This window comes from Leucobacter japonicus (genome assembly GCF_001273855.1).
GTDB lineage: Bacteria > Actinomycetota > Actinomycetes > Actinomycetales > Microbacteriaceae > Leucobacter > Leucobacter japonicus.
Genome location: NZ_JHBX01000141.1, coordinates 15,932 through 36,848 on the forward strand (window position 1 = coordinate 15,932; position 20,917 = coordinate 36,848).

The following is a 20,917-nucleotide window of genomic DNA, read 5'->3' on the forward strand; positions in this document are numbered from 1 at the left end:
GACAGATGGTCGGGAGTTGAGAAATTGAAAGGTTGTGGACGCGTGACGGGCGGCCAGATTCGGCCTCAGTCGTTCGTGGTCGACATTCGCTCGAGCAACCGGTCGGGCAGAATGCGCGTCAGAGGTGCCAGGAGTCGGTAGCGCCAATCGGAGATCACGACGCTGCGGCCCTGCCGCACGCCGATGATGCCCTCGTGCGCGACGCGGCGCGTGTTCGCCCAGGCGATCTGCGGCAACTCGGGCAGGTGGTCTTCACCCATGCGCGCGTGGAATTCGGTGTCGAGCAGCCCGGGGCAGAGCGCAGTGACGTGCACTCCGCGACGACGGAACCGCGCATTGAGCGCCCGCGACAGCGAGACGACCGCGGCCTTGGCTGCGCCGTACGTGCCGGTCGGGGTGAACGCGGCGACGCTCGCCACGTTGAGAATCCAGCCGTAGCCGCGATCCAGCATCCCGGGAATAGCTGCGTGCGAGAGTCGCAGCGGAACCCACGAGAGCAGTTCGTGCAAGCGCCGCTCGTCGTCGAGATCGCTCTCTTCGAACCCCGCGTAGACGCCGAAGCCGGCGTTGTTCACCACGATGTCGATCGGCTGGCCGCCGTCGGCGATGCGCGCAGCCACCGCTTCGAGCTGTTCGGCGTCAGTAAGGTCTGCGGGCAGGGCCTGAGCTTGCACGCCGTAGCGGTGATGCATCTCGGTGGCGAGCGCGTCCAGTCGTTCGCCGTCGCGGGCGACGAGCACGAGGTTGACGCCCTTCGCGGCGAGCTGCCGCGCGAACTCCGTGCCGAGACCGGCGGAAGCGCCGGTGATGAGTGCGGTGAGTGAGGGAGAAGCCATTGCCCGAGTCTTGCAGTCGGAACTGACCGCGCGGTCAGTATCGCCGCGTCACGGTTTCGAGATCGAGGCAGCGGACGCTCGCCTCAGCGTCGCCCAGCGCGACGCAGCGCCTGGAACGCGCCGCACGACCACAGTGCCCACAGCACGAGCAGCGGCTGGAAGACGAGCCGGATGCCACGCGCCGCGTCGCTCTCGAGCCCGAACGCGTCGGAGCGGGTGACGAACTGAGAGATGTTGCCGGGGAACACCGCGACGAAGAATGCGGCGATGATCCACCCGATCGGCACGCGCAGGCGTCCCAGCACAATTGCGGCCCCGCCCAGCGTGATCTCGACGATGCCCGAGGCGATCACCACGAAGTCTTTGTCGGCGGGCACCCAGTCGGGCACTTGCGACTGGAATTCGCGGCGCGCAAACGTAAGGTGCGCGATGCCCGCGAAGAGCAGGCCGGCCCCGAGCAGCACGCGGGCAGCGTGCTGCAGTGCGGAAGATCGGGGCGGGTCGGTGGTGACGAGGGCGCTCATGCGGGCTCCGTTCAATCTGCGGGGAGAATGCCGCCAGCGTACGCTGCACCACCGACATCGGCGATGGGGTTGCCCACTGCCAGACTGGAGGGCATGCGCGTGGTGATGGAGTGGGGGGAGCGGCATCAGGTCGCCTGCTTCCTTGCGGCACTGATCGTCGGTGCGGCGGTCGGCCTTGCGTTCCCGATGATCGCGCAGTCGTCGGCGCTGCTGATCACCCCCGCGCTCGGATTACTGCTGTTCGCGACGTTCCTCGGGGTCCCGTTCGCGCGTATCGGCGCGGCTGTGCGTGACCTGCGCTTCCTCGCCGCGCTGCTGCTGCTGAATTTCGTCGTCGCGCCGATCGTTGCGTTCGGGCTCTCGCGTGCGGTGGCGAACGATGCGGCGATCCTTATCGGGTTGCTGCTCGTGTTGCTCACGCCGTGCATCGACTACGTGATCGTGTTCGCCGGCATCGCCGGTGGGGCAGCCGATCGCCTGCTCGCCGCATCACCGATCCTGATGATCGTGCAGATGGTCCTGCTGCCCGGTTACCTCTGGCTCTTCGGTGGCGGTGAGCTATTGGCGGCGGTCGACCCCGAACCTTTCGTCGAGGCGCTCGTGTGGCTCATTATCGTGCCGCTCGCGCTGGCCGCAGGGGTGCAGTGGCTCGCGCGGCGCCGCGCTGGTGCAGCGAACTTCGGCGGCGCCGTGATGGCAGGAGCCGCAGCATCGATGGTGCCGCTCATGATGCTGGTGCTCGCGGCCGTAGTGGCGTCACAGATCTCTGCGATCGGCCATCGGGTCGGATCGCTGATCGCCGTCGTGCCGATCTGTGGGGCGTTCGCCGTGATCATGGCACTCATCGGGTGGTGGCTCGCACGACGAGTCGGGCTCGATGTCGCTGGCAGTCGCGCCCTCGTCTTCAGCGGCGTCACGCGCAACTCGCTCGTCGTGCTGCCGCTCGCTCTTGCGCTCCCGGCCTCACTTGAACTGGCGCCGCTCGTCGTCGTGACACAGACTCTGGTCGAGCTCGTCGTGATGGTCGCGGGGATACGGGTGATCCCGCGACTCGTGCGTTGAGCGAGTGACACGACACGTCGCGTCACAGGCCCGGAACGCGAGGCGCGGGATCAGGTGCGGGATACCGAAGCCTCAGTACGCGTTGCGCACGCGCACCGACAGGCAGGTGGGGCAGCCCTCGAGCTTCTCGTACTCGGCGAGGGGCACCTCGGTGACGGTGTAGCCGAGATCGCGCAGCATCTCCGCGGTCTTCGGGGCGGAGGCCGAGATGATGAGTTCGGACTCGCTCAGGCAGACCACCGCGGTGCCGTGCGGCTCGGGCACCGGGAGGAAGCGGTCGAAGATGTCGGAGTTGTCGACGAACTCGGGGTACCCGATGACGGTGCCGTCGGGCAGCGCGGTGACCGCGGTCTTGAGATGCAGCACCTTGGTCACGGGCACGCCGACGACCTTCGCGCCGAGCGGGCCGAGGAGGCGGCGCAGCTGCGCGACGCCTTCGGCGTTGGTGCGACCGCCGCGGCCGACGTAGACGGTGTCGCCGATCTTGAGCACGTCGCCGCCGTCGAGGGTGCCGGGTGCACGGATCTCGGCGATCGGCAGGCCGAGCTCTTCGAGGGCCTTGCGCGTTCCGGCGGTCTCGGGCTTGCGGCTGTCAGCGCCGGGGCGTGAGATGACGGCGACGTTGCGGAACATCACGACCGTGTCTTCGATGAAGACGGAGTCGGGGCAGTCGTCGGCCGGCTCGACCTCGATCGTCTCCCAGCCGTGCGACTGCAGTGCGGCGACGTACCCGCGCCACTCCTCGCGAGCGCGCTCGAGGTCGACGGTCACCTTCTCGATGTGGTCGACGATGCCGTTGTCGAGCAGGGGGCTGGGCTGGCGCACGAGTGCGATCTGGGACATGCGGGTGTTCCTCGATTTCTTGCGGAAATGCTGGGGGTGTTCGGGATCCAGCGTATCGGCACTGGCGATTGACGACGCCCTGGGTTAAACTTGAGTCAACATCACTCAAGTTTGCGGAAAGGGCCTGATCGCACGTGTTCATCACGGTGCGCGTCGGCAAACCGCACCCCATCCCCGCATCAGAAAGGACTCCCATGCAGGCCAATTGGACGCCCGCCCAGGGCGACGGCGATCAGCAGTCGGCACTCGAGCAGTTCGGCGTGAACCTCACCGAGGTCGCGCGCTCGGGCAAACTCGATCCCGTGATCGGCCGCGACTCCGAGATTCGTCGCGTCAGCCAGGTACTCACTCGGCGCACCAAGAACAACCCCGTGCTCATCGGCGAACCCGGCGTCGGCAAGACCGCCGTCGTCGAAGGGCTCGCCCAGCGCATCGTCGCGGGCGACGTCGCCGAGTCGCTGAAAGACAAAGAGCTCATCTCGCTCGATATCTCCGCGCTCATCGCGGGCGCGAAGTACCGCGGCGAGTTCGAGGAGCGCATGAAGGCGGTGCTGCAAGAGATCAAGGATTCCGACGGCAAGTTCATCACCTTCATCGACGAGCTGCACACGCTCATGGGTGCCGGCGGTGGCGAATCATCGGTCGCGGCCTCCCAGATGCTGAAGCCGATGCTGGCCCGCGGCGAGCTGCGGCTCATCGGCGCCACAACGCTTGACGAGTACCGCGAATACATCGAGAAAGACGCAGCGCTCGAGCGCCGGTTCCAGCAGGTGTACGTGGGCGAGCCCTCGGTCGCCGACACGGTGGCGATCCTGCGCGGCCTGAAAGAGCGCTACGAGGCGCACCACAAGGTGACGATCGCCGATTCCGCGCTCATCGCCGCCGCGGCGCTGTCGGATCGCTACATCACCGCCCGGCAGCTCCCCGACAAGGCAATCGACCTGATCGACGAGGCCGCCAGCCGTCTGCGCATGGAGATCGACTCGGCTCCGGTCGAGATCGACGAGCTGCGCCGCGCGGTCGACCGGCTGAAGCTCGAAGAACTCGCGCTGAAGAAGGAGAAAGACGACGCCTCGAAGGATCGCCTGGCGAAGCTGCGCGAAGACCTCGCAGGCATGCAAACGGAGCTCGACGGGCTCGAAGCGCGCTGGGCGCGCGAGCGCGACTCGTTGAACCGTGTTGGCGCCCTGCGTGAGAAGCTCGACCAGCTGCGCATGGAGGCCGAGATGGCGCAGCGCGAGGGCAAGCTCGAGAAGGCGTCGAAGCTGCTGTACGGCGAGATCCCGGTGATTCAGAAGCAGCTCACCGAGGCGGAGGTCGCCGAGGCTGCGGGCGCAGTCGATGGCGAGGATCGCATGGTCAACGACCAGGTCACCGATGAAGATATCGCCGGTGTGGTCGCTGCCTGGACGGGCATCCCCGTCGGGCGGCTGCTGCAGGGCGAGACCGAGAAGCTGCTCGCGCTCGAGCACGAGCTCGCGAAGCGACTCATCGGGCAGGGCGACGCGGTGCGCGCCGTCGCCGACGCCGTGCGCCGCACGCGCGCCGGTATCGCCGACCCCAACCGGCCCACCGGATCCTTCCTGTTCCTCGGGCCGACCGGTGTCGGCAAGACCGAGCTCGCCAAGGCGCTCGCCGAGTTCCTCTTCGACGACGAGCACGCCATGGTGCGCATCGACATGTCGGAGTACGGCGAGAAGCACTCCGTCTCCCGCCTCGTCGGCGCCCCTCCGGGATACGTCGGCTACGAGCAGGGCGGCCAGCTCACCGAAACGGTGCGACGCCGGCCGTACTCGGTCGTGCTGCTCGACGAGGTCGAGAAGGCGCACCCCGAGGTATTCGATGTGCTGCTGCAGGTGCTCGACGATGGGCGTCTGACCGACGGACAGGGCCGCACGGTCGACTTCCGCAACGTCATTCTGATCCTGACCTCGAACCTCGGCTCGCAGTACCTGATCGACCCCGATCTCGAATGGAGCGAGAAAGAGGGCGCGGTACGCGAAACCGTGCGGCGCGCATTCAAGCCTGAGTTCATCAACCGCCTCGACGAGATGGTGATCTTCCACCCGCTCTCCGAGGCCGACCTCGCGCAGATCGTCGAGCTCTCGATCGATCGGTTGCAACTGCGCCTGTCGCCGCGCCGGCTCACCCTGGCCGTCACCCCCGACGCGCGGAGCTGGCTCGCATCCCGCGGCTACGACCCGATCTACGGTGCGCGGCCGCTGCGCCGCCTCATGCAGAAGGAGATCGATGACCGGCTGGCTCGGGCGATCTTGTCGGGCGAGGTGCGCGACGGCTCGGCGGTGCGCGTCGACGTCGCCGGTGACGGTGACGGGCTCGCCCTGTCGGTGATGGCCGGGGCGTAGACCGCGTCAGCGGGCTGCGGGTGCCGGGGTTACCTCGGCACCCGCAGCTCCGCGACGACCGGGAGGTGGTCTGACGCCCACCCGCCCCGTGCGCGGTCGCTGATGATGCTGATGCGATCCACCGCGATATCGGGTGTCGTGAAGATCCAGTCGATGCGGCGCCCGGGCGTCGGAGCCGCGTAGCCGGCGAACGTACGGTACTCGGGCGTGAGCCGTGCGCTCGCCGCCGGCCACGCATCGCGCATCGCATCGTGCTCGCCGAGAATGCGGGCGGGCTGCGACGACGGCCCCGTGTTGAAATCGCCGGTGAGGATCGCCGAGCCCAGCGGGTTGTCAACGGTCGCGAGCGCGCGCAGCTGCTCGGCCGAGTGCAGCCGAGCGTGACTGCTGAGCAGGTCGAAGTGCGTGTTGAGGTGCCGGAAGCGTGCGCCGGTGCGGCGATCCTCGAAGTCGGCGACGACCGCGATGCGCGGAATCACGTTGCCCCAGCTGCGCGACCCCGGCACGTCGGGCGTCGCCGAGAGCGCGACCTGTCGCCAGCCGATCAGCTCAAGCCGTCGGGCGTCGTACAGAATCGGGCACGCCTCGCCGGTGCCGCGCGCACTGCGGCCGGTGCCGATGCTGCGAAAGTCGGCGCCCAGGGAGTCGCGCACCCACCGGCCCTGACCTCCGAGCACCTCCTGCGCGCCCAGCACGTGCGGGCGATGCTGCTGCAGCAGCTCGCGCAGGCGATGCTTGCGGAGCAGCCAGCGATCGGCCCGCGCCTGCAGCAGCGCACCGAATCTGCGCCGCACGTTGAACGTCATCACCCGCAGCGCGTCGTGCGTGGCCTGGGTCATCACCCCAGGGTAGCGGGGTGGTGCGAGCCCCGGGTTCGGGCTCGGGGTCGTGTGACCTTGGGGCGGGCCGGGGTGCCTACCGCCGCAATGGAGAAATTCCGTCGTGCGGTGGATTCCCCCGAAGTTGGTCCGCAGGAGCGAATTTCTCCGGCGTGACAGCAGGCGCAGCCTATGCCCTCGGGTGGCCCAAGGATGAAAACGCGGGCGAAAAACTGGTCGATCATGCAAAAGTGACTGAAGCGCATGCGTACGCTGAGGTGTTCGTCAGAGTGGCGACGCGCGAAGCAGAGGCAGTGAACGCAATGACGCAGTGGATTCCCGGTTCCGGATCACCACAAGCCGCAGCACCCGCGCCCGCACGCGCGAAGCGCAGCAAGTGGGTCTCGGTCGGGGTTCCGGTCATCAGCTCACTGCTCGCGTTTGGGCTTGGAACCGGGGTCGGCGCGGGCGGATCCGACGCCCAGCACACGCAGCTCGTGGCCTCGGAGCAGTCGCTCACCTCGGAGCTCGAGCAGGCCAACCAAGAAATACGTGTCGCAGATGATGCGCTTGACGCCGCGGAAGAAGCCGCGACGACCGCGGAGCAGGCTGCTGAGCAGGCGCGTACCGATCTCGAGACGCAGAAGCAGCAGGTGCTGTCGCTCCAGGCGCAGGTGGACACGCACGTGACCGAGGTCGGCGACCTGAACGCGTCGAACCAGGCGCTCGCCGCACAGGTCGCCGAACTTCAGAGCGCCTCGGCGCCGGCGCAGTTCGTCGACTCAGGAGCATCGACCGGCGTGCCTCAGTCGACGTCGGCGTACTACGAGAACTGTGATGCGGTGCGAGCGGCAGGCGCAGCGCCGCTGTACGTGGATTCCCCCGGCTATTCGCGCAAGCTCGACCGCGATGGCGACGGCATTGCCTGCGAGTAGCGCGGTCGTCCGTTCGGTGGCGGTTCGAACCATCCGTTGCGCAGGAGAAATTCTGTCGGGCGGTGGACTTCCCCTGGGATGGTCCGCGTGAGCGAATTTCTCCGCCGTGACGGGAGGGCGCACGCCGCAACTCTGCCGCGCGGCGTCACATCGGAATGCGGGCGCAGCCTCCGCTGTTAGCGTCGAGTGGACGCACCGCACGGTGACCCGACACGCGAAGGAGACCTCATGACTCAGGCTGCACCGAACGCAACTGCTGCACGGACCCGCATCGGATCCTCCGACCTCGAGATCGCACCGCTGGCGCTCGGCGCCAACGTGTTCGGCTGGACGGCCGACCAGGCCACCTCGTTCGACGTGCTCGATGCGTTCGTCGCGGGCGGCGGCGACTTCGTCGATACCGCGGACGGCTACTCGCACTGGGCGCCGGGCAATTCGGGCGGCGAGTCGGAGACCATCATCGGCGAGTGGTTCGCTGGCCGCGGCAGCCGTGATGCGATCACCCTCGCCACGAAGGTGTCGACGCACCCGCAGTTCTCGGGCCTCGCCGCGGCGAACGTGCGCGCGGCCGCCGATGCGTCGCTGCAGCGCCTGCAGACCGACCGCATCGACCTCTACTACGCGCACTTCGACGACGCCGAGACCCCGCTCGAAGAGACGGTCGCCGCGTTCTCGGAGCTCGTCGACGCCGGCAAGATTCGCGCCATCGGTGTTTCGAACTATACGGCTGAGCGCATCGCCGAGTGGTTCCGGATCGCACGGGCGGGCGGCTACCACCTGCCGGTGGCACTGCAGCCGCACTACAACCTGGTCGAGCGCGAGTTCGAGACGAACGGCCTCCGCGCCGTCGCCGAAGACGAGCAGCTCTCCGTCTTCCCGTACTTCTCGCTCGCGAAGGGCTTCCTCGCGGGCAAGTACCGCGATGCCGCTGACGCGACCGCGGCCGGTGCGAGCCCGCGCGCGGGTGAGGCCGCCGGCTACCTCGACGATCGCGGGCGCGAGGTGCTCGCCACACTCGACGCCGCCGCCGAGGCGCACGGCGTGCCGGTCGCCGCGGTGTCGCTCGCGTGGCTGCGTCAGCAGGCCACCGTCGCCGCCCCGATCGCGAGTGCGCGCAACCTCGAGCAGCTGCCCGCGCTGCTCGCCTCGCTCTCGCTCGAGCTGAACGCGGCCGAGCTGGCGGCGCTCACGGCGGCCTCCGCCTGATCGCGCAGCTCGACATGGGTGGGGCGGGCGCAGCCCGCTGATCCCGCACACTCTCACCCGAACGCCCCGACCCCGCGCACGCAACGGGTTTCGGGGCGTTCGTGCGTTCGGTAGGGTGAGCCGCATGCGGACTTTCACACTGCCGGGAACCGACCTGACCGTCTCCGATGTCGTGCTGGGGCTGATGCGGATCCAGGAGAAAACTGACGATGAGGTGCGCACGCTGGTGAGCGCGACTCGTGATGCGGGCATCAACTTTCTGGATCACGCCGACATCTACGGCTCGTCGGTGCACGGGTGCGAGCGTCGCTTCGCCGAGGCGCTGCGGCTTACGTCGGCCGAGCGCGAGCAGTGGGTGATTCAGTCGAAGGCCGGCATCATCACCGACGGCCCGTACTTCGACTTCTCGTACGAGCACATCATGGAGACCGTGCACGGTTCGCTCGAAGCGCTCGGCACCGACTACCTCGACATTCTGCTGCTGCACCGCCCCGATGCGCTGGTCGAACCCGAAGAGGTCGCTCGCGCCTTCGACGAGCTCTCGGCCGCGGGCAAGGTGCGCGCCTTCGGCGTCTCGAACCACACGCCCCGTCAGATCGACCTGCTGCGCAAGTACGTAACCCAGCCGCTCGTCGCGAACCAGTTGCAACTCTCGATCACGCACTCGCCGATGATCGCGCAGGGTGTCGCCGCGAACATGCAGGGACTGCCGCAGTCGGTGACCCGCGACGACGGCGTGCTCGACTACTGCCGCCTCAACGACATCACGGTGCAGGCGTGGTCGCCGTTCCAGGCGAACTTCTTCGACGGTCCGTTCCTCGGGTCGGATCGCTACCCCGAACTCAACGCGGTCATCGACCGCCTCGCGGCGCAGTATGGGGTGCCCGCCGAAGCGATCGCGGTGGCGTGGATCACGCGGCACCCCGCGCGCATGCAGGTGGTGCTCGGCACGACCTCGCCCGACCGCGTCGCTGCCGCCGCGCAGGGCTCAGACATCACGCTGACCCGCGCCGAGTGGTACGAACTCTTCCGCGCCGCCGGCTACACGGTGCCGTAAGCGGCGCAGCGGCTGCGGCTGTGCTGCTGCGCCGCCCCACTACCCGCCGAGGGCGGCCGTGATGCGTTCGGGGGCGAGCGCCGCGTCGATCGCGAGCTGCGCCGCGCCGTAGATCGCGGCGTTGCCGGCGGCGCGCGACGGCGCGATGGTGAGCTGCTCGGTCGAGAGTGGGATCGACCTCGCGTAGACGACTTCGCGCACGCCGGCGACGAGGTGCTCGGCGGCCTGCGCCATGGTGCCGCCGATGACGATCGCTGACGGGTTCATGATGCTGACGCAGGCGGTGAGCACTTCGCCGACGTCGCGCCCGGCCTGGCGAATGCGTTGGATTGCCCCGACGTCGCCCGCTTTCGCGAGTGCGACGACCTCGCTCGGTCGGTGCAGCGGAGCCTCGACGGTGCTGAGCGCTGCTGCGAGTGCGCGCCCCGAAGCCACGGCCTCGAGGCAGCCGCGATTGCCGCAGGGGCAGGGGGTGTCGGTTGCCCGAGCGAGGGCGATGTGCCCGATGTCGCCCGCGGCGCCGTTCGCGCCGCGGCGCAGTGATCCGCCGGAGATGATGCCCGCGCCGATGCCGCTCGCGACTTTCACGAAGATGAGGTCGGTGACGCCGGGCCATGACGTGGCGAGCTCGCCGAGCGCCATGATGTTGACGTCGTTGTCGACGAGTACGGGTGCGTCGATGCGTGTGCGGATGGCGGCGGGGATGTCGAAGCGATCCCACCCCGGCATGATGGGCGGGTTGATGGGGCGCCCGGTTGAGAATTCGACGGGGCCGGGCACGCCGATGCCGACTCCGGCAACGTGCGAGACGTCGTAGCCGAGCTCTGGCAGCAGCTTGTCGGCGGCGTCGAGGATCCAGGTGATCGCGTCTTCGGGCCCTGAGGCGATCTCGCGGGGTTCGGAAGCTTCGGCGAGGAGTTCGCCGTCGAGGTCGGTGACGGCGACGCGCGCGTGCAGGGCGCCGAGGTCGGCGGCGAGCACGACGCGTGCGCGCGGGTTGAAAGCGATCTGCGCCGAGGGGCGGCCGCCGGTCGAGGCGGCGTCGGCGACGGGGGCGATGAGCCCGAGGTCGATGAGTTGATCGATGCGCTGTGTCACGGTGGGGCGCGAGAGGCCGGTGATCTGCGCGAGCTTCGCCCGCGTACGCGGCTTGCCATCGCGGAAGAGCTGCAGGAGCCCGCCGGCGGTGGAGATTCCGGGTCCGGATGAGGGAGATGGCACGATCACGCTTTCAGTAAAGCACAACACGAACTTCGGTAACGGTTTGGTTACTTATGCAGAATAGTTGACAAAAGTGGGGAATGTGGAAACACAATAGTCACATGTCCCCGCAGACGATGGAGTCTCGCTGGTCACCGAGCGTCGGAATGCTCGGCGCCGGTTTCATGGCTCGCACCCACACCACCGCAGCCCGCCTTGCCGGCGCACGCCTCGACGTGCTCGCCAGCTCACGACTCGAGCGAGCCGAGACCGCCGCCGCTGAACTCGGCTACGCACGGGCGTCGACCCCCGAGCATCTGCTCGCAGACGCACTCGACGTCGTGCACGTGTGCACGCCGAATACGAGTCACACCGCGTATGCACGTGCGGCGCTGCTCGCCGGCTCCCACGTCATCTGCGAGAAGCCGCTCGCCACCTCGGCTGACGAGGCCCGCGAATTGGTCGCTCTCGCCGAGCAGCAGCAGCGCGTCGCCGCCGTGCCGTTCGTCTACCGCTACCACCCGATGGTGCGCGAAGCGCGCGCACGCATTGGCAGCGGCGAGGCCGGTGCCGTGCTCACGATCTCGGGGCGGTACCTGCAAGATTGGCTGCTGGGCGCCGGCGACGACAACTGGCGGGTCGCGGCAGATGCCGGCGGGCCGTCGCGGGCATTCGCAGATATCGGATCGCATCTCGTCGACCTCCTTGAGTTCGTGAGCGGTGACCGCATCACCCGTCTCGTCGCGACGACGCGCACTGTGCACGCGGAGCGGGGTGGCCAGCCGGTCGACACCGAAGATGCGGTTGCCCTGACGATCGAGCTCGCCGGCGGCGGCATCGGGTCGCTGCTCATCTCGCAGGTCGCACCCGGTCGCAAGAATGCTCTCGTGCTCGAGATCGCCGGCGCCGACGAGAGCGTGCGGTTCGCGCAGGAGGATCCCGAGACGCTCTGGGTCGGCCGACGAGCCGGCTCCCTGCTGCTGCGGCGCGACCCCGAGACGCTCTCCGCAGACGCGGCACGGCTGTCGAACGTTCCCGCCGGTCACGCCCAGGGCTACCAAGACGCCTTCAACGGGTTCATGGCCGACGCCTACGCGGCGATCGCGGGCGAGGCTCCTGAGGGGCTGCCCACCTTCCGCGACGGCCTGCGGGCCGCCATCATCACGGATGCCGTGCTCGAGTCCGCGCGATCCGGAGCCTGGGTGGAGGTGAGCGCAGAATGAGTGACGCACCCACTGCGACCGTGACCGCACCCGTGCTCTCCGTTCGCGACATTCGCAAGCAGTTCTTCGGCGTCGAGGTGCTGCACGGCATCTCGCTCGACCTCGTGCCGGGCACCGTGCACGGGCTCGTCGGCGAGAACGGCGCGGGCAAGTCGACGCTGATGAAGATCGTCGCCGGGGTGTACCGCCGCGATGGCGGCGAGGTGCAGCTCGACGGCGCGAGCGTCGACTTCGGTCACCCCGTCGAGGCGGCAGCGGCGGGCGTCGCGACGGTGTTTCAGGAGTTCAACCTGCTCTCCGATCGCACCGTCGCCCAGAACGTCTTCCTCGGCCGCGAGCCGCGCAGACGCGGCTTCATCGACACGCAGGCCATGCGCCGCGCGACGACCAGCCTGCTCGACGACCTCGGCATCTCGGGCATCGACCCCGATTCGCAGGTCGGCAGCCTGACCGTCGCCGAGCAGCAGATCGTCGAGATCGTGAAGGCCCTCTCGATCGACGCCCGGGTCATTTCCATGGATGAGCCGACGGCGGCGCTCGCCGACCACGAGGTGGCGATCCTGTACCGCGTCATTCGCCGCCTGCGCGATCGCGGCGTCGCGATTCTCTATGTCTCGCACCGCCTGAAAGAGATCTTCGATCTCTGCGACACCATCACGGTGATGAAAGACGGCTCGCTCGTCTCGAGCGACGCGGCGGCGGCGCTGGATCAGCCCACGCTCGTCAGGCGCATGGTCGGTCGGCCCATCAGCGCGTTCTTCCCCGACCCCGAGCCGGGCACCGTCGTCGGCGAGACAATGGTGCGCGTGCGGGGCGGCGGCAACACGCAGCTCGACGGCATCGATCTCGACCTGCGCGCCGGTGAAGTCGTCGGGCTGTCGGGGCTGCAGGGCTCCGGGCGCACCGAGCTCGTCGAAGCGATCTTCGGCGCCGAGCCCTTCACCCGCGGCACCCTGCAACTCGCCGGAGCGACGCGCACCATTCGCAGCCCGCGGCAGGCCGTGCGGCTCGGCGTCGCGCTCGTCACCGAAGACCGCAAGCGCACCGGCCTCGCACTGAACCAGTCGATTCTCGACAACGCCCTGCTCGCGATCCGCAGCGTTTTCCCGCGCCGCACGCGCGCCGAGCGCGCATCGATTCCCGGGGTGTTCGACGCGCTCGAACTCGTGAGCCGCGGCCCGAACCAAGAGGTGCAGGCGCTGTCGGGCGGCAACCAGCAGAAGGTGGTGCTCGCGAAGTGGCTCGCCACCGAGCCCCGTGTCGTACTGCTCGACGAACCCACCCGCGGCATCGACGTCGGCGCAAAGGTCGCCGTGTACCAGCTCATCCGCGAGCTGGCGAAGCGCGGCGTGGCGATCCTGCTCGTCTCCAGTGAGCTGCCCGAGGTCATCGGCATGGCCGATCGCGTGCTCGTCATGCGAGACGGCCGCATCGCGGGCGAACTGCCCGCCGGGTCGACCGAAGAAACCGTCCTCGCGCTCGCGACGGGCGCCGCCGATGAACGGGGAGCCGCATGAGCCTCGCACTGCCCGCGCGCCTGAAGCGCCTCGACACCACCGCGATCGTGTTCATCGCGCTGATCGTGGTGCTCGCGCTGAGCGCGATCCTCGTCGCGACGGTCGGCCGCAACCTGTTCAGCGCCGGCAGCATCCGCGACATTCTCACCGGCATGAGCGTGCTCGGCTTCGTCGCGATCGGCCAGACTCTCGTGATTCTCGGCGGATCGCTCGACCTGTCCGTGCCATACGTCGTGAGCCTGACCAGCCTCATCGCTGCGCAGACGATGAACGGCCAAGCCGGCATGGTGCTGCCGGGCGTGCTGCTCGCGCTCGCCGTCGCCGCCGTCATCGGGCTCGCCAACGGGGTGATCGTCACCGTGCTGAAGGTGCACGGCTTCGTCACAACGCTCGGTGTCGGACTCATGCTCAAGGGCTATCTCGACACGAACTACCAGGGCACCGCAGGGTCGACGCCGTGGGCATTCCAGCTCTTCGGGGCCACCGGCATCGGGCCCGTACCCGTGTCGACCGTGGTGATGCTGCTGCTCGCGGGAGTCGTCGCTTTCTTGCTCGCCCGTACCAACTTCGGGCATCACCTCTTCGCTGTCGGCGGCAACGCCGAGGTCGCGCGCCTCTCGGGCGTGCGCACCCGCCGACCCCTCATCTGGGCGCACGTGCTCTGCTCGGTGTTCGCGGGCATCGCCGGCCTGCTGCTCGCCAGCCGCCTCGGCGTCGGCAGCCCGACCGTCGGCACGCAGGGCGGGTACGATCTGCTTTCGATCGCCGCGGTCGTGCTCGGCGGCACCCTGCTGGCCGGTGGCCGCGGCTCCATCTGGGGCACCATCGGCGGCGTCGCGATCTTCGCGGTGCTCGACAACCTCATGAGCGTGCTGCAGGTGAACCCATTCCTCAAGGACGTGGTGCGCGGAGCGGTCATCGTGATCGCCGTCGCCGTCTACTCCCGCAGGCGTCTCGTCGCCCGCCGCGAGCGCTTCACCCGATCGGGGGAGGCGGCCCCGCTGCCCGCCGACGTCACCCGCGAAGGAGGTGCGCGATGACCTCGAACCTCACGCGTCCCGTCGAGACGCCCGCAGCGACCAGCGCGGCCGCGTCGGACTCGGGCCTCGCCCGCTTCGTGCGCACGGCCATCAGCCCGCGCGGCGCGGTCTACCTGCTGCTCGTCGTGCTGCTGATCGCCGTGGCGATCCTCAACCCGTCGTTCGCGGAGCCCGGGCAGCTCGTGCGCTACATACAGCGCGTCGCCCCCATCGCCATCGTCGCCATCGGCCAGTACTTCGTGATCGTGAGCGGCGAGTTCGACCTGTCGCAGGGCTCGCTCGTCACCACCCAGGTCGTGCTCGCCGGCACGCTCATCGGGCAAGACGAGGCGAAGGCGCTGCCGGTGCTCGTGCTGCTGCTGGTGCTCGGCACAGTTGTCGGCATCGTCAACGGGCTCGTCACGACCTTCTTGAAAGTGCCGTCGTTCATCGTCACGCTCGGCATGATGCTCGTGCTCTACGGCGGCGTCATGTGGTGGACGGGCGGAGCCGCAACCGGTAACCCCGCCGACTCGTTCCGCCAGATCGGACGCGGCGGCATCGACGGGCTGCCGATCATCGGGCTGCTGCCGTGGGCTGTACTCGTGCTCGCCGGCGTGGTCGGGATCGCCGCCTGGCTCTCGCGCCGCCCCTTCGGGCGCACCCTCGTCGCCATCGGCGACAACCCCGCGGCCGGCGTCTTCGCCGGAGCCTCGGTGTGGCGCACCAAGACCGCCGCCTTCGTCATCTCATCGCTCTCGGCCACCATCGCCGGGGTGCTGCTCGTCGGCTACGCCGGCGTGCACCCCTCCGTCGGCAAGGGATACGAGTTCATCGCGATCACCGCGGTCGTGCTCGGCGGCGTCGTGCTCGGGGGTGGCCGCGGCTCCGTCTGGGGCGCACTCGCCGGAGCCTTCGCACTCGAGACGCTCTTCACCCTGCTCAACTTCACCTCGGTACCCTCGACCCTGCGCGACGCGATTCAAGGCGCCATCATCATCGCGGCCGTCGCCTACTCGGGCGCCGCGTTCCGCGCACGCCGCAAGAAGCCGACCGGGGCGCTCGCCGCCGTCGGGGCGGCTGCGGCCGGGGCCGGTGCGGATCCCGCACCACTCAGCAACCCCGCCGACGCCGCCCCGACCGGCACGGCACCCACAGACCCGGCGGGGAGCACCCCGTCACCCGATCCCACCGGCGACGCTGCCGCGCGGGGCGACCAAACAAAGGAGAACCGATCATGAAACGATCGCTGAGCATCACGGCGAGCCTCGTCGGCGCGGCATCGCTGATCCTGCTCGCGGGGTGCACCACCGACCCAACGGTGGAAAACCCGGCAGACGACGCCACCACCGAGACCAGCGAGTCGACCGACTCAGGCGACTCGGGCCAGTGGTTCGACCAGGCACTCTTCGACAAGCAAGACGCGGAGCGCTCCGTCACCCCCGAAGGGCCAGCAGACCAGCCCTACCTCCAAATGATCAACGCCGAAATGCGTGACACCGCCGACTGGGCCTCCGACGGAGCCAAGAAAGTCTGCTTCGCCAACGCCTCGATCTCGAACCCCTGGCGCCAAACCGGCTGGATCACGATGAACGAACAGCTCAAAGTGCTCCAAGAATCGGGCGCCATCTCGTCGATGGAGACGCGCGACGCCAAAGACAGCGACGACACCCAGATCGCCGACATCGACTACTTCATCGCCGAAGGCAACTGCGACGGCTTCATCATCTCGCCCAACTCCACCGCGGCAATGACGCCCGCCGTCGAACGCGCCTGCGACACCGGCAAGCCCGTCGTCGTCTTCGACCGCGGCGTCGAAACCGACTGCGCCGTCACCTTCATCCACCCCATCGGCGGCTTCGCCTGGGGCATCGACACCGCCGAGTTCCTCATCGACAACCTCGATAAGGGAGACAAGGTCGTCGCCCTCCGCATCCTCCCCGGCGTCGACGTACTCGAACAGCGCTGGGCCGGAGCCGAGAAACTGTTCGACGAAGCCGGCATCGAAGCCGTCGACTACTTCACCGGAGCCGACCCCGCCGAAATCAAAAAGATCATCTCGGACGAACTCGCCAAGGGCGACGTACAGGGCATCTGGATGGACGCCGGTGACGGCGCCGTCGCCGCCATCGAAGCTTTCGAAGACGCCGGCAAGGATTACCCGGTCATGACCGGCGAAGACGAGCTCAGCTTCCTGCGCAAGTGGAAAGATACCGGACTCACCGGCCTCGCCCCCGTCTACTCCAACTTCCAGTGGCGCACACCACTGCTCGCCATGGAGCAAATCTTCGACGGCAAGGAAGTGCCCACCGAATGGGTGCTGCCGCAGAAGCCCATCACCGCCGACGAACTCGACGAATACCTGAAGCTCAACGACGGGATGCCCGACGGGCACTACGCCAAGTTCGGTGGAGAAGACCTGCCCGGGTACCCGAAAGTTTGGCAGGAGCGGGTGATTCCGTAAGCAGTTTGCGCCTGTTCGCGGGTGCGAATGCCCCGCACAGACTTAGGCAAGGGAACCCGGCGCGTCTTCGCCGCGCCAACCTTGATGCGTCTGTGCGGGGCATTCGCACCCGCGAACAGGCTCCGCTGTTACGGGTCAGCCCTGTGGGCGCTCGTAAGGCAGCGTAGATGTGTGATTCACGTTACGAAGGGGTGAGCGGATGAGTGAGCGTATGAGCGAAGGTGTGCGTGTGCGGGGGAGCGTCGTGCGCGAGCTCGGGGTGAATAGCTGGGTGTGGACCTCGCCGCTGAACGATGACTCATTGGTTGCCATCGCCGAGCGGGCGCGCGGCATCGGGTACTCGCTGCTCGAGCTGCCCGTCGAATCTCCTGGCGACTGGGATCCCGCGCTCGCCGCAGAACGACTCGGCGCGCTCGGCCTGGGGGTCCGCGTCGTCGGGGCCATGGGCGATGGTCGCGACCTGATCGACGACGCGCTGCGCGCATCGACCCAGGCATATCTGCGCCACTGCGTCGACGTCGCCGTCGCAGTGGGGTCTCCCACCGTCGCCGGGCCATTCACCGCGCGCACCGGGCGAGTGTGGCGCATGGACGCCGCCGAGCGTGCGACGGCGATTGCGTCGCTGCGCGAGGCGATCCTGCCCGTTGCCGTCTACGCCGCCGAGCGCGGCGTCACGCTCGCCATCGAGCCGCTGAACCGATACGAGACGAGCCTCATCAACACGGTGGAGCAGGCGCTCGACGCGCTCGGGCCGCTGCTCGGTGCGGGGTCGGGGGTCGGCCTCGCGCTCGACGCGTACCACCTGAACATCGAGGAGCGGTCGCCCGCGGCGGCGATCCGGGCCGCGGGGGAGCACGTCGCCGTCGTGCAGGTCTGCGGTTCCGACCGAGGGCCCGCCGGCCCCGACCACACCGACTGGGATGCGTTCTTCGATGCCCTCGACGACATCGGCTATGCCGGCCCGCTGACCCTCGAAAGTTTCACGGGAAACAACGACACCATCGCGACGGCGGCCTCGATCTGGCGGCCGCTCGCTGAATCGCAAGACGAAATCGCCCGCATCACCTACGATTTTCTGACCGACCACCAGCTGCGAAGGAGCGGCCGATCATGACGCACGAAGCATCGCACCCCGTCACCCTGTTCACCGGACAGTGGGCCGACCTGCCGTTCGAGGAGGTGGCCCGCCTCGCCGCCGAGTGGGGCTACGACGGCCTCGAGATTGCGGCGTCGGGCGACCACCTCGACCTGCAGCGCGCCGACGAAGACGACGCGTATCTGCAGTCGCGACTCGACGTGCTCGACCGCTACGGCCTCAAGGTCTGGGCGATCTCGAACCACCTCGCCGGCCAGGCGGTCTGCGACGACCCGATCGACTTTCGGCACCAGGCCATCGTGCGCCCCTACGTCTGGGGTGACGGTGACCCCGAGGGCGTGCGCCAGCGCGCCGCCGCAGACATGCAGCGCGCCGCACGTGTCGCCCGCAAGCTCGGCGCCGACGTCGTGACGGGCTTCACCGGGTCGAAGATCTGGCCGTACGTCGCGATGTTTCCGCCAGTGCCGGCCTCGGTGATCGACGAGGGATACGCCGATTTCGCTCGGCGCTGGAAGCCCATCCTCGACGTCTTCGCAGGCGAAGGCGTGCGCTACGCCCACGAAGTGCACCCGTCTGAGATCGCCTACGACTACTGGACGACGGTGCGCGCGCTCGAAGCGATCGACCACCACCCGGCGTTCGGGCTGAACTGGGACCCGAGCCACCTCGTCTGGCAGGGCATCGACCCGATCGGATTCATCGTCGACTTCGCCGACCGCATCTGCCACGTCGACTGCAAAGACACGCGCCTGCGCCCGCCGACCGGGCGATCCGGCATCCTCGGATCGCATCTGCCCTGGGGAGACCCGCGCCGCGGTTGGGACTTCGTGTCGACCGGGCACGGCGACACGCACTGGGAAGACGCCTTCCGCGCGCTCGGCAGCATCGGCTACGACGGCCCCATCTCGATCGAGTGGGAAGACGCCGGCATGGATCGCCTGCACGGCGCCGCCGAGGCCGTGACCCGCATCCGCTCGCTGCTCTGGCAGCGCCCCACGGCGTCGTTCGACGCAGCGTTCTCGAACCAGTAGCGCTGCGCTGCGGCGCGGTGCCGCGTCTTCTTGCGATCGGGGTCACTTTGTGAGGGTGTTGTCGGCATCGCACCCTCCCAAAGCGACCCCGTTCCCAGTTGCGGCGGTTCGCGACGAGGCTGAGGGGCGGATCACCGGCCGCCGCGTGGGAGAATCGTCGGGTGAGTGACGCAGCGCCCGAGACGACCCCGACCGCCGAGCGCTCGACCTCCGGGGTCGGGCCCTGGCCCGGCGGCCGGGAGGCGTGGCCGACCGAGGAGTTCTACGACACCGAGCTGCTCGAGCACGGCGATACCCGCAACGTCGTCGACCGCTACCGGTACTGGCGCATGGAAGCGATCGTCGCCGATCTCGACGAGCACCGGCACCCGTTTCACGTCGCCATCGAGAACTGGCAGCACGACATGAACATCGGGTCGATCGTGCGCAGCGCGAACGCGTTCGCCGCCGACACCGTGCACATCGTCGGGCGCCGCCGTTGGAACAAGCGCGGCGCGATGGTGACCGACCGCTACCAGCACGTCGAACACCGAGAAGACGTCTCGGCGCTCGTCGAGTGGGCCCGCGCCGAAGGCGTGCCGATCATCGCGATCGACAACGTGCCCGGCTGCGTGCCGATGGAGACGTTCGACTGGCCCGAACGCTGCGTCATGCTGTTCGGTCAGGAGGGCCCGGGGCTCACCGCCGAGGCGATCGCCGCTTCCGAGGCCGTGGTCGAGATTTCGCAGTACGGTTCGACCCGCTCGATCAACGCGTCCGCCGCCGCCGCGGTGGCGATGTACAGCTGGGTGCAGCAGCACTCGCCCCTGCGCCCCCGCTAGCTGAGCGCGCCCCGCCGCGCCCCGCGCCCGCCTAAAGCTCGCGAACGCACCACTTTTGCGCGAGAGTGCGCATCATTGACCGGTGCTCTCGCACGAAAACGGTGCGCTCGAGGGGAATCAGGAGGCCCAGCGCCAGGCCGCGCCCAGCCCAGCCCAGCCCAGCCCTAGTTCCTGAAGATCTGCGAGATCTCGCCGAGGCTGCCGACGAGGTGCGACTCGAGCAGTGAGCGCGCGGTCGTGAGGTCGAACTGTTCGACGGCGTGCGCGATCTCGCGGTGCTGCTCGATCGCGGTGCAGCGGCGCGACGGCACGGCCGAGAACATGGCGATGCCGATGCGCACCTGCCGGTCGTGGATGGAGTTGTAGAGCTGGGCGAACTCGGTGTTGCCGGTGGCTTGCACGAGCGTCCAGTGGAACTCTTTGTCGGTGACGACCATGTCGACGACGCGCTCGGGGTCGTCGTCGTAGATCGCCTGCTGCTCGTCGATCAAGCGGTTGAGGCGATCCACGATCGGCACGCGGTGCTCGCAGACCCACTGCACGCCGTACCCCTCGAGCACGACGCGGGTCTGGGCCTGCTCCTGGATCGCGCGCAGTGTGATCTCGGGCACGACCGCGCCGCGGTGGGGAATCAGGGTGAGGAGCTGCTCGGATTGGAGACGGGAGAACGCCTCCCGGACCGGAGTCCGGGAGACGCCCGTCGCCACGGCGACCTCGTTCTCGGTGATGACCGATTGCGGAGCCAGCACCAGGGTGATGATGAGGTTCTTCAGGTACCCGTAGGCGTAGTCTGCGGCTTTGACCCCGGCCGGACGCACGCCCGGCGGCAGCGGCGTCTTCGCCGACCAGCCACCGAACCGGGCGTGAGAAACATCCGGGATCTGCTGCATGGGTTGATC

At 68.6% G+C, this 20,917-nt stretch carries 19 protein-coding genes; 13 read left to right on the forward strand and 6 right to left on the reverse strand.

Going from position 1 to position 20,917, the window contains the following annotated elements:
* Positions 1-65: 65 nt before the first annotated feature.
* Both AMS67_RS13070 and AMS67_RS13075 read right to left on the reverse strand, forming a co-directional pair.
* Positions 66-836 carry an SDR family NAD(P)-dependent oxidoreductase gene (locus tag AMS67_RS13070; RefSeq protein WP_053387771.1) on the reverse strand — a complete coding sequence of 257 codons (771 nt, stop codon included), beginning with the start codon at positions 834-836 and terminating at the stop codon, positions 66-68.
* 83 nt (positions 837-919) lie between these two features.
* Positions 920-1,360, reverse strand: a complete 441-nt coding sequence (locus tag AMS67_RS13075) for a DoxX family protein (protein WP_053387772.1) — start codon at positions 1,358-1,360, stop codon at positions 920-922.
* Positions 1,361-1,453: 93 nt separating this feature from the next.
* Between AMS67_RS13075 and AMS67_RS13080 the strand changes: the two genes are divergently transcribed.
* A complete protein-coding gene (locus AMS67_RS13080) occupies positions 1,454-2,422 on the forward strand; it encodes an arsenic resistance protein (RefSeq protein ID WP_156316670.1) in 969 nt (322 codons plus the stop codon).
* 72 nt (positions 2,423-2,494) lie between these two features.
* On the opposite strand, the gene ddaH is transcribed toward AMS67_RS13080, so the two are convergent.
* A complete protein-coding gene (ddaH, locus tag AMS67_RS13085; RefSeq protein WP_053387773.1) occupies positions 2,495-3,265 on the reverse strand; it encodes a dimethylargininase in 771 nt (256 codons plus the stop codon).
* Positions 3,266-3,459: 194 nt separating this feature from the next.
* On the opposite strand from ddaH, the gene AMS67_RS13090 reads away from it, so the two are divergent.
* Positions 3,460-5,631: an ATP-dependent Clp protease ATP-binding subunit gene (locus AMS67_RS13090; protein WP_075201384.1), complete on the forward strand. Its 2,172-nt coding sequence runs from the start codon at positions 3,460-3,462 to the stop codon at positions 5,629-5,631.
* A gap of 29 nt (positions 5,632-5,660) precedes the next feature.
* Here the strand turns inward: AMS67_RS13090 and AMS67_RS13095 are convergent, their stop codons facing one another.
* Positions 5,661-6,470 carry an endonuclease/exonuclease/phosphatase family protein gene (locus AMS67_RS13095; protein ID WP_053387774.1) on the reverse strand — a complete coding sequence of 270 codons (810 nt, stop codon included), beginning with the start codon at positions 6,468-6,470 and terminating at the stop codon, positions 5,661-5,663.
* 230 nt (positions 6,471-6,700) lie between these two features.
* Here AMS67_RS13095 and AMS67_RS18030 point away from each other — a divergent pair, with 230 nt between their 5' ends.
* The 3 genes from AMS67_RS18030 to AMS67_RS13110 all read left to right on the forward strand — a co-directional run bounded on the left by AMS67_RS18030 (position 6,701) and on the right by AMS67_RS13110 (position 9,647).
* The gene (locus tag AMS67_RS18030; RefSeq protein ID WP_241488084.1) at positions 6,701-7,384 is read left to right on the forward strand and encodes an excalibur calcium-binding domain-containing protein; all 684 of its coding nucleotides are present in this window, start codon (positions 6,701-6,703) and stop codon (positions 7,382-7,384) included.
* A 228-nt stretch (positions 7,385-7,612) separates the two neighbouring features.
* Complete coding sequence (locus AMS67_RS13105) at positions 7,613-8,590, forward strand: aldo/keto reductase (protein WP_053387776.1); 978 nt, start codon at positions 7,613-7,615, stop codon at positions 8,588-8,590.
* A gap of 124 nt (positions 8,591-8,714) precedes the next feature.
* Positions 8,715-9,647 (forward strand): aldo/keto reductase, encoded by a 933-nt coding sequence (locus AMS67_RS13110; protein ID WP_053387777.1) that lies wholly within the window; start codon positions 8,715-8,717, stop codon positions 9,645-9,647.
* A 39-nt stretch (positions 9,648-9,686) separates the two neighbouring features.
* Here AMS67_RS13110 and AMS67_RS13115 read toward each other — a convergent pair whose 3' ends face one another.
* A complete protein-coding gene (locus tag AMS67_RS13115) occupies positions 9,687-10,871 on the reverse strand; it encodes an ROK family transcriptional regulator (protein ID WP_053387948.1) in 1,185 nt (394 codons plus the stop codon).
* Positions 10,872-10,969: 98 nt separating this feature from the next.
* Between AMS67_RS13115 and AMS67_RS13120 the strand changes: the two genes are divergently transcribed.
* From AMS67_RS13120 to AMS67_RS13155, 8 genes are all read left to right on the forward strand, one after another.
* A complete protein-coding gene (locus AMS67_RS13120) occupies positions 10,970-12,070 on the forward strand; it encodes a Gfo/Idh/MocA family protein (RefSeq protein WP_169782367.1) in 1,101 nt (366 codons plus the stop codon).
* Positions 12,067-13,587 (forward strand): sugar ABC transporter ATP-binding protein, encoded by a 1,521-nt coding sequence (locus tag AMS67_RS13125; RefSeq protein WP_053387778.1) that lies wholly within the window; start codon positions 12,067-12,069, stop codon positions 13,585-13,587. The genes AMS67_RS13120 and AMS67_RS13125 overlap by 4 nt, the downstream gene beginning before the upstream one ends.
* Complete coding sequence (locus AMS67_RS13130; protein ID WP_053387779.1) at positions 13,584-14,627, forward strand: ABC transporter permease; 1,044 nt, start codon at positions 13,584-13,586, stop codon at positions 14,625-14,627. Before AMS67_RS13125 ends, AMS67_RS13130 begins: the two co-directional genes overlap by 4 nt.
* Entirely contained in the window at positions 14,624-15,847 is a 1,224-nt protein-coding gene (locus tag AMS67_RS13135) for an ABC transporter permease (RefSeq protein ID WP_053387780.1), read from the forward strand. Before AMS67_RS13130 ends, AMS67_RS13135 begins: the two co-directional genes overlap by 4 nt.
* Complete coding sequence (locus AMS67_RS13140) at positions 15,844-17,070, forward strand: substrate-binding domain-containing protein (protein WP_053387781.1); 1,227 nt, start codon at positions 15,844-15,846, stop codon at positions 17,068-17,070. The genes AMS67_RS13135 and AMS67_RS13140 overlap by 4 nt, the downstream gene beginning before the upstream one ends.
* 211 nt (positions 17,071-17,281) lie before the next feature.
* Positions 17,282-18,184, forward strand: coding sequence for a sugar phosphate isomerase/epimerase family protein (locus AMS67_RS13145; RefSeq protein ID WP_053387782.1), 903 nt, complete (start codon positions 17,282-17,284; stop codon positions 18,182-18,184).
* Positions 18,181-19,197, forward strand: a complete 1,017-nt coding sequence (locus AMS67_RS13150) for a sugar phosphate isomerase/epimerase family protein (RefSeq protein WP_053387783.1) — start codon at positions 18,181-18,183, stop codon at positions 19,195-19,197. The genes AMS67_RS13145 and AMS67_RS13150 overlap by 4 nt, the downstream gene beginning before the upstream one ends.
* A gap of 161 nt (positions 19,198-19,358) precedes the next feature.
* Positions 19,359-20,018: a TrmH family RNA methyltransferase gene (locus tag AMS67_RS13155; RefSeq protein WP_053353826.1), complete on the forward strand. Its 660-nt coding sequence runs from the start codon at positions 19,359-19,361 to the stop codon at positions 20,016-20,018.
* Between the two features lie 164 nt (positions 20,019-20,182).
* Here the strand turns inward: AMS67_RS13155 and AMS67_RS13160 are convergent, their stop codons facing one another.
* Positions 20,183-20,908, reverse strand: a complete 726-nt coding sequence (locus AMS67_RS13160) for a GntR family transcriptional regulator (RefSeq protein WP_053387784.1) — start codon at positions 20,906-20,908, stop codon at positions 20,183-20,185.
* Between the last annotated feature and the right edge of the window lie 9 nt (positions 20,909-20,917).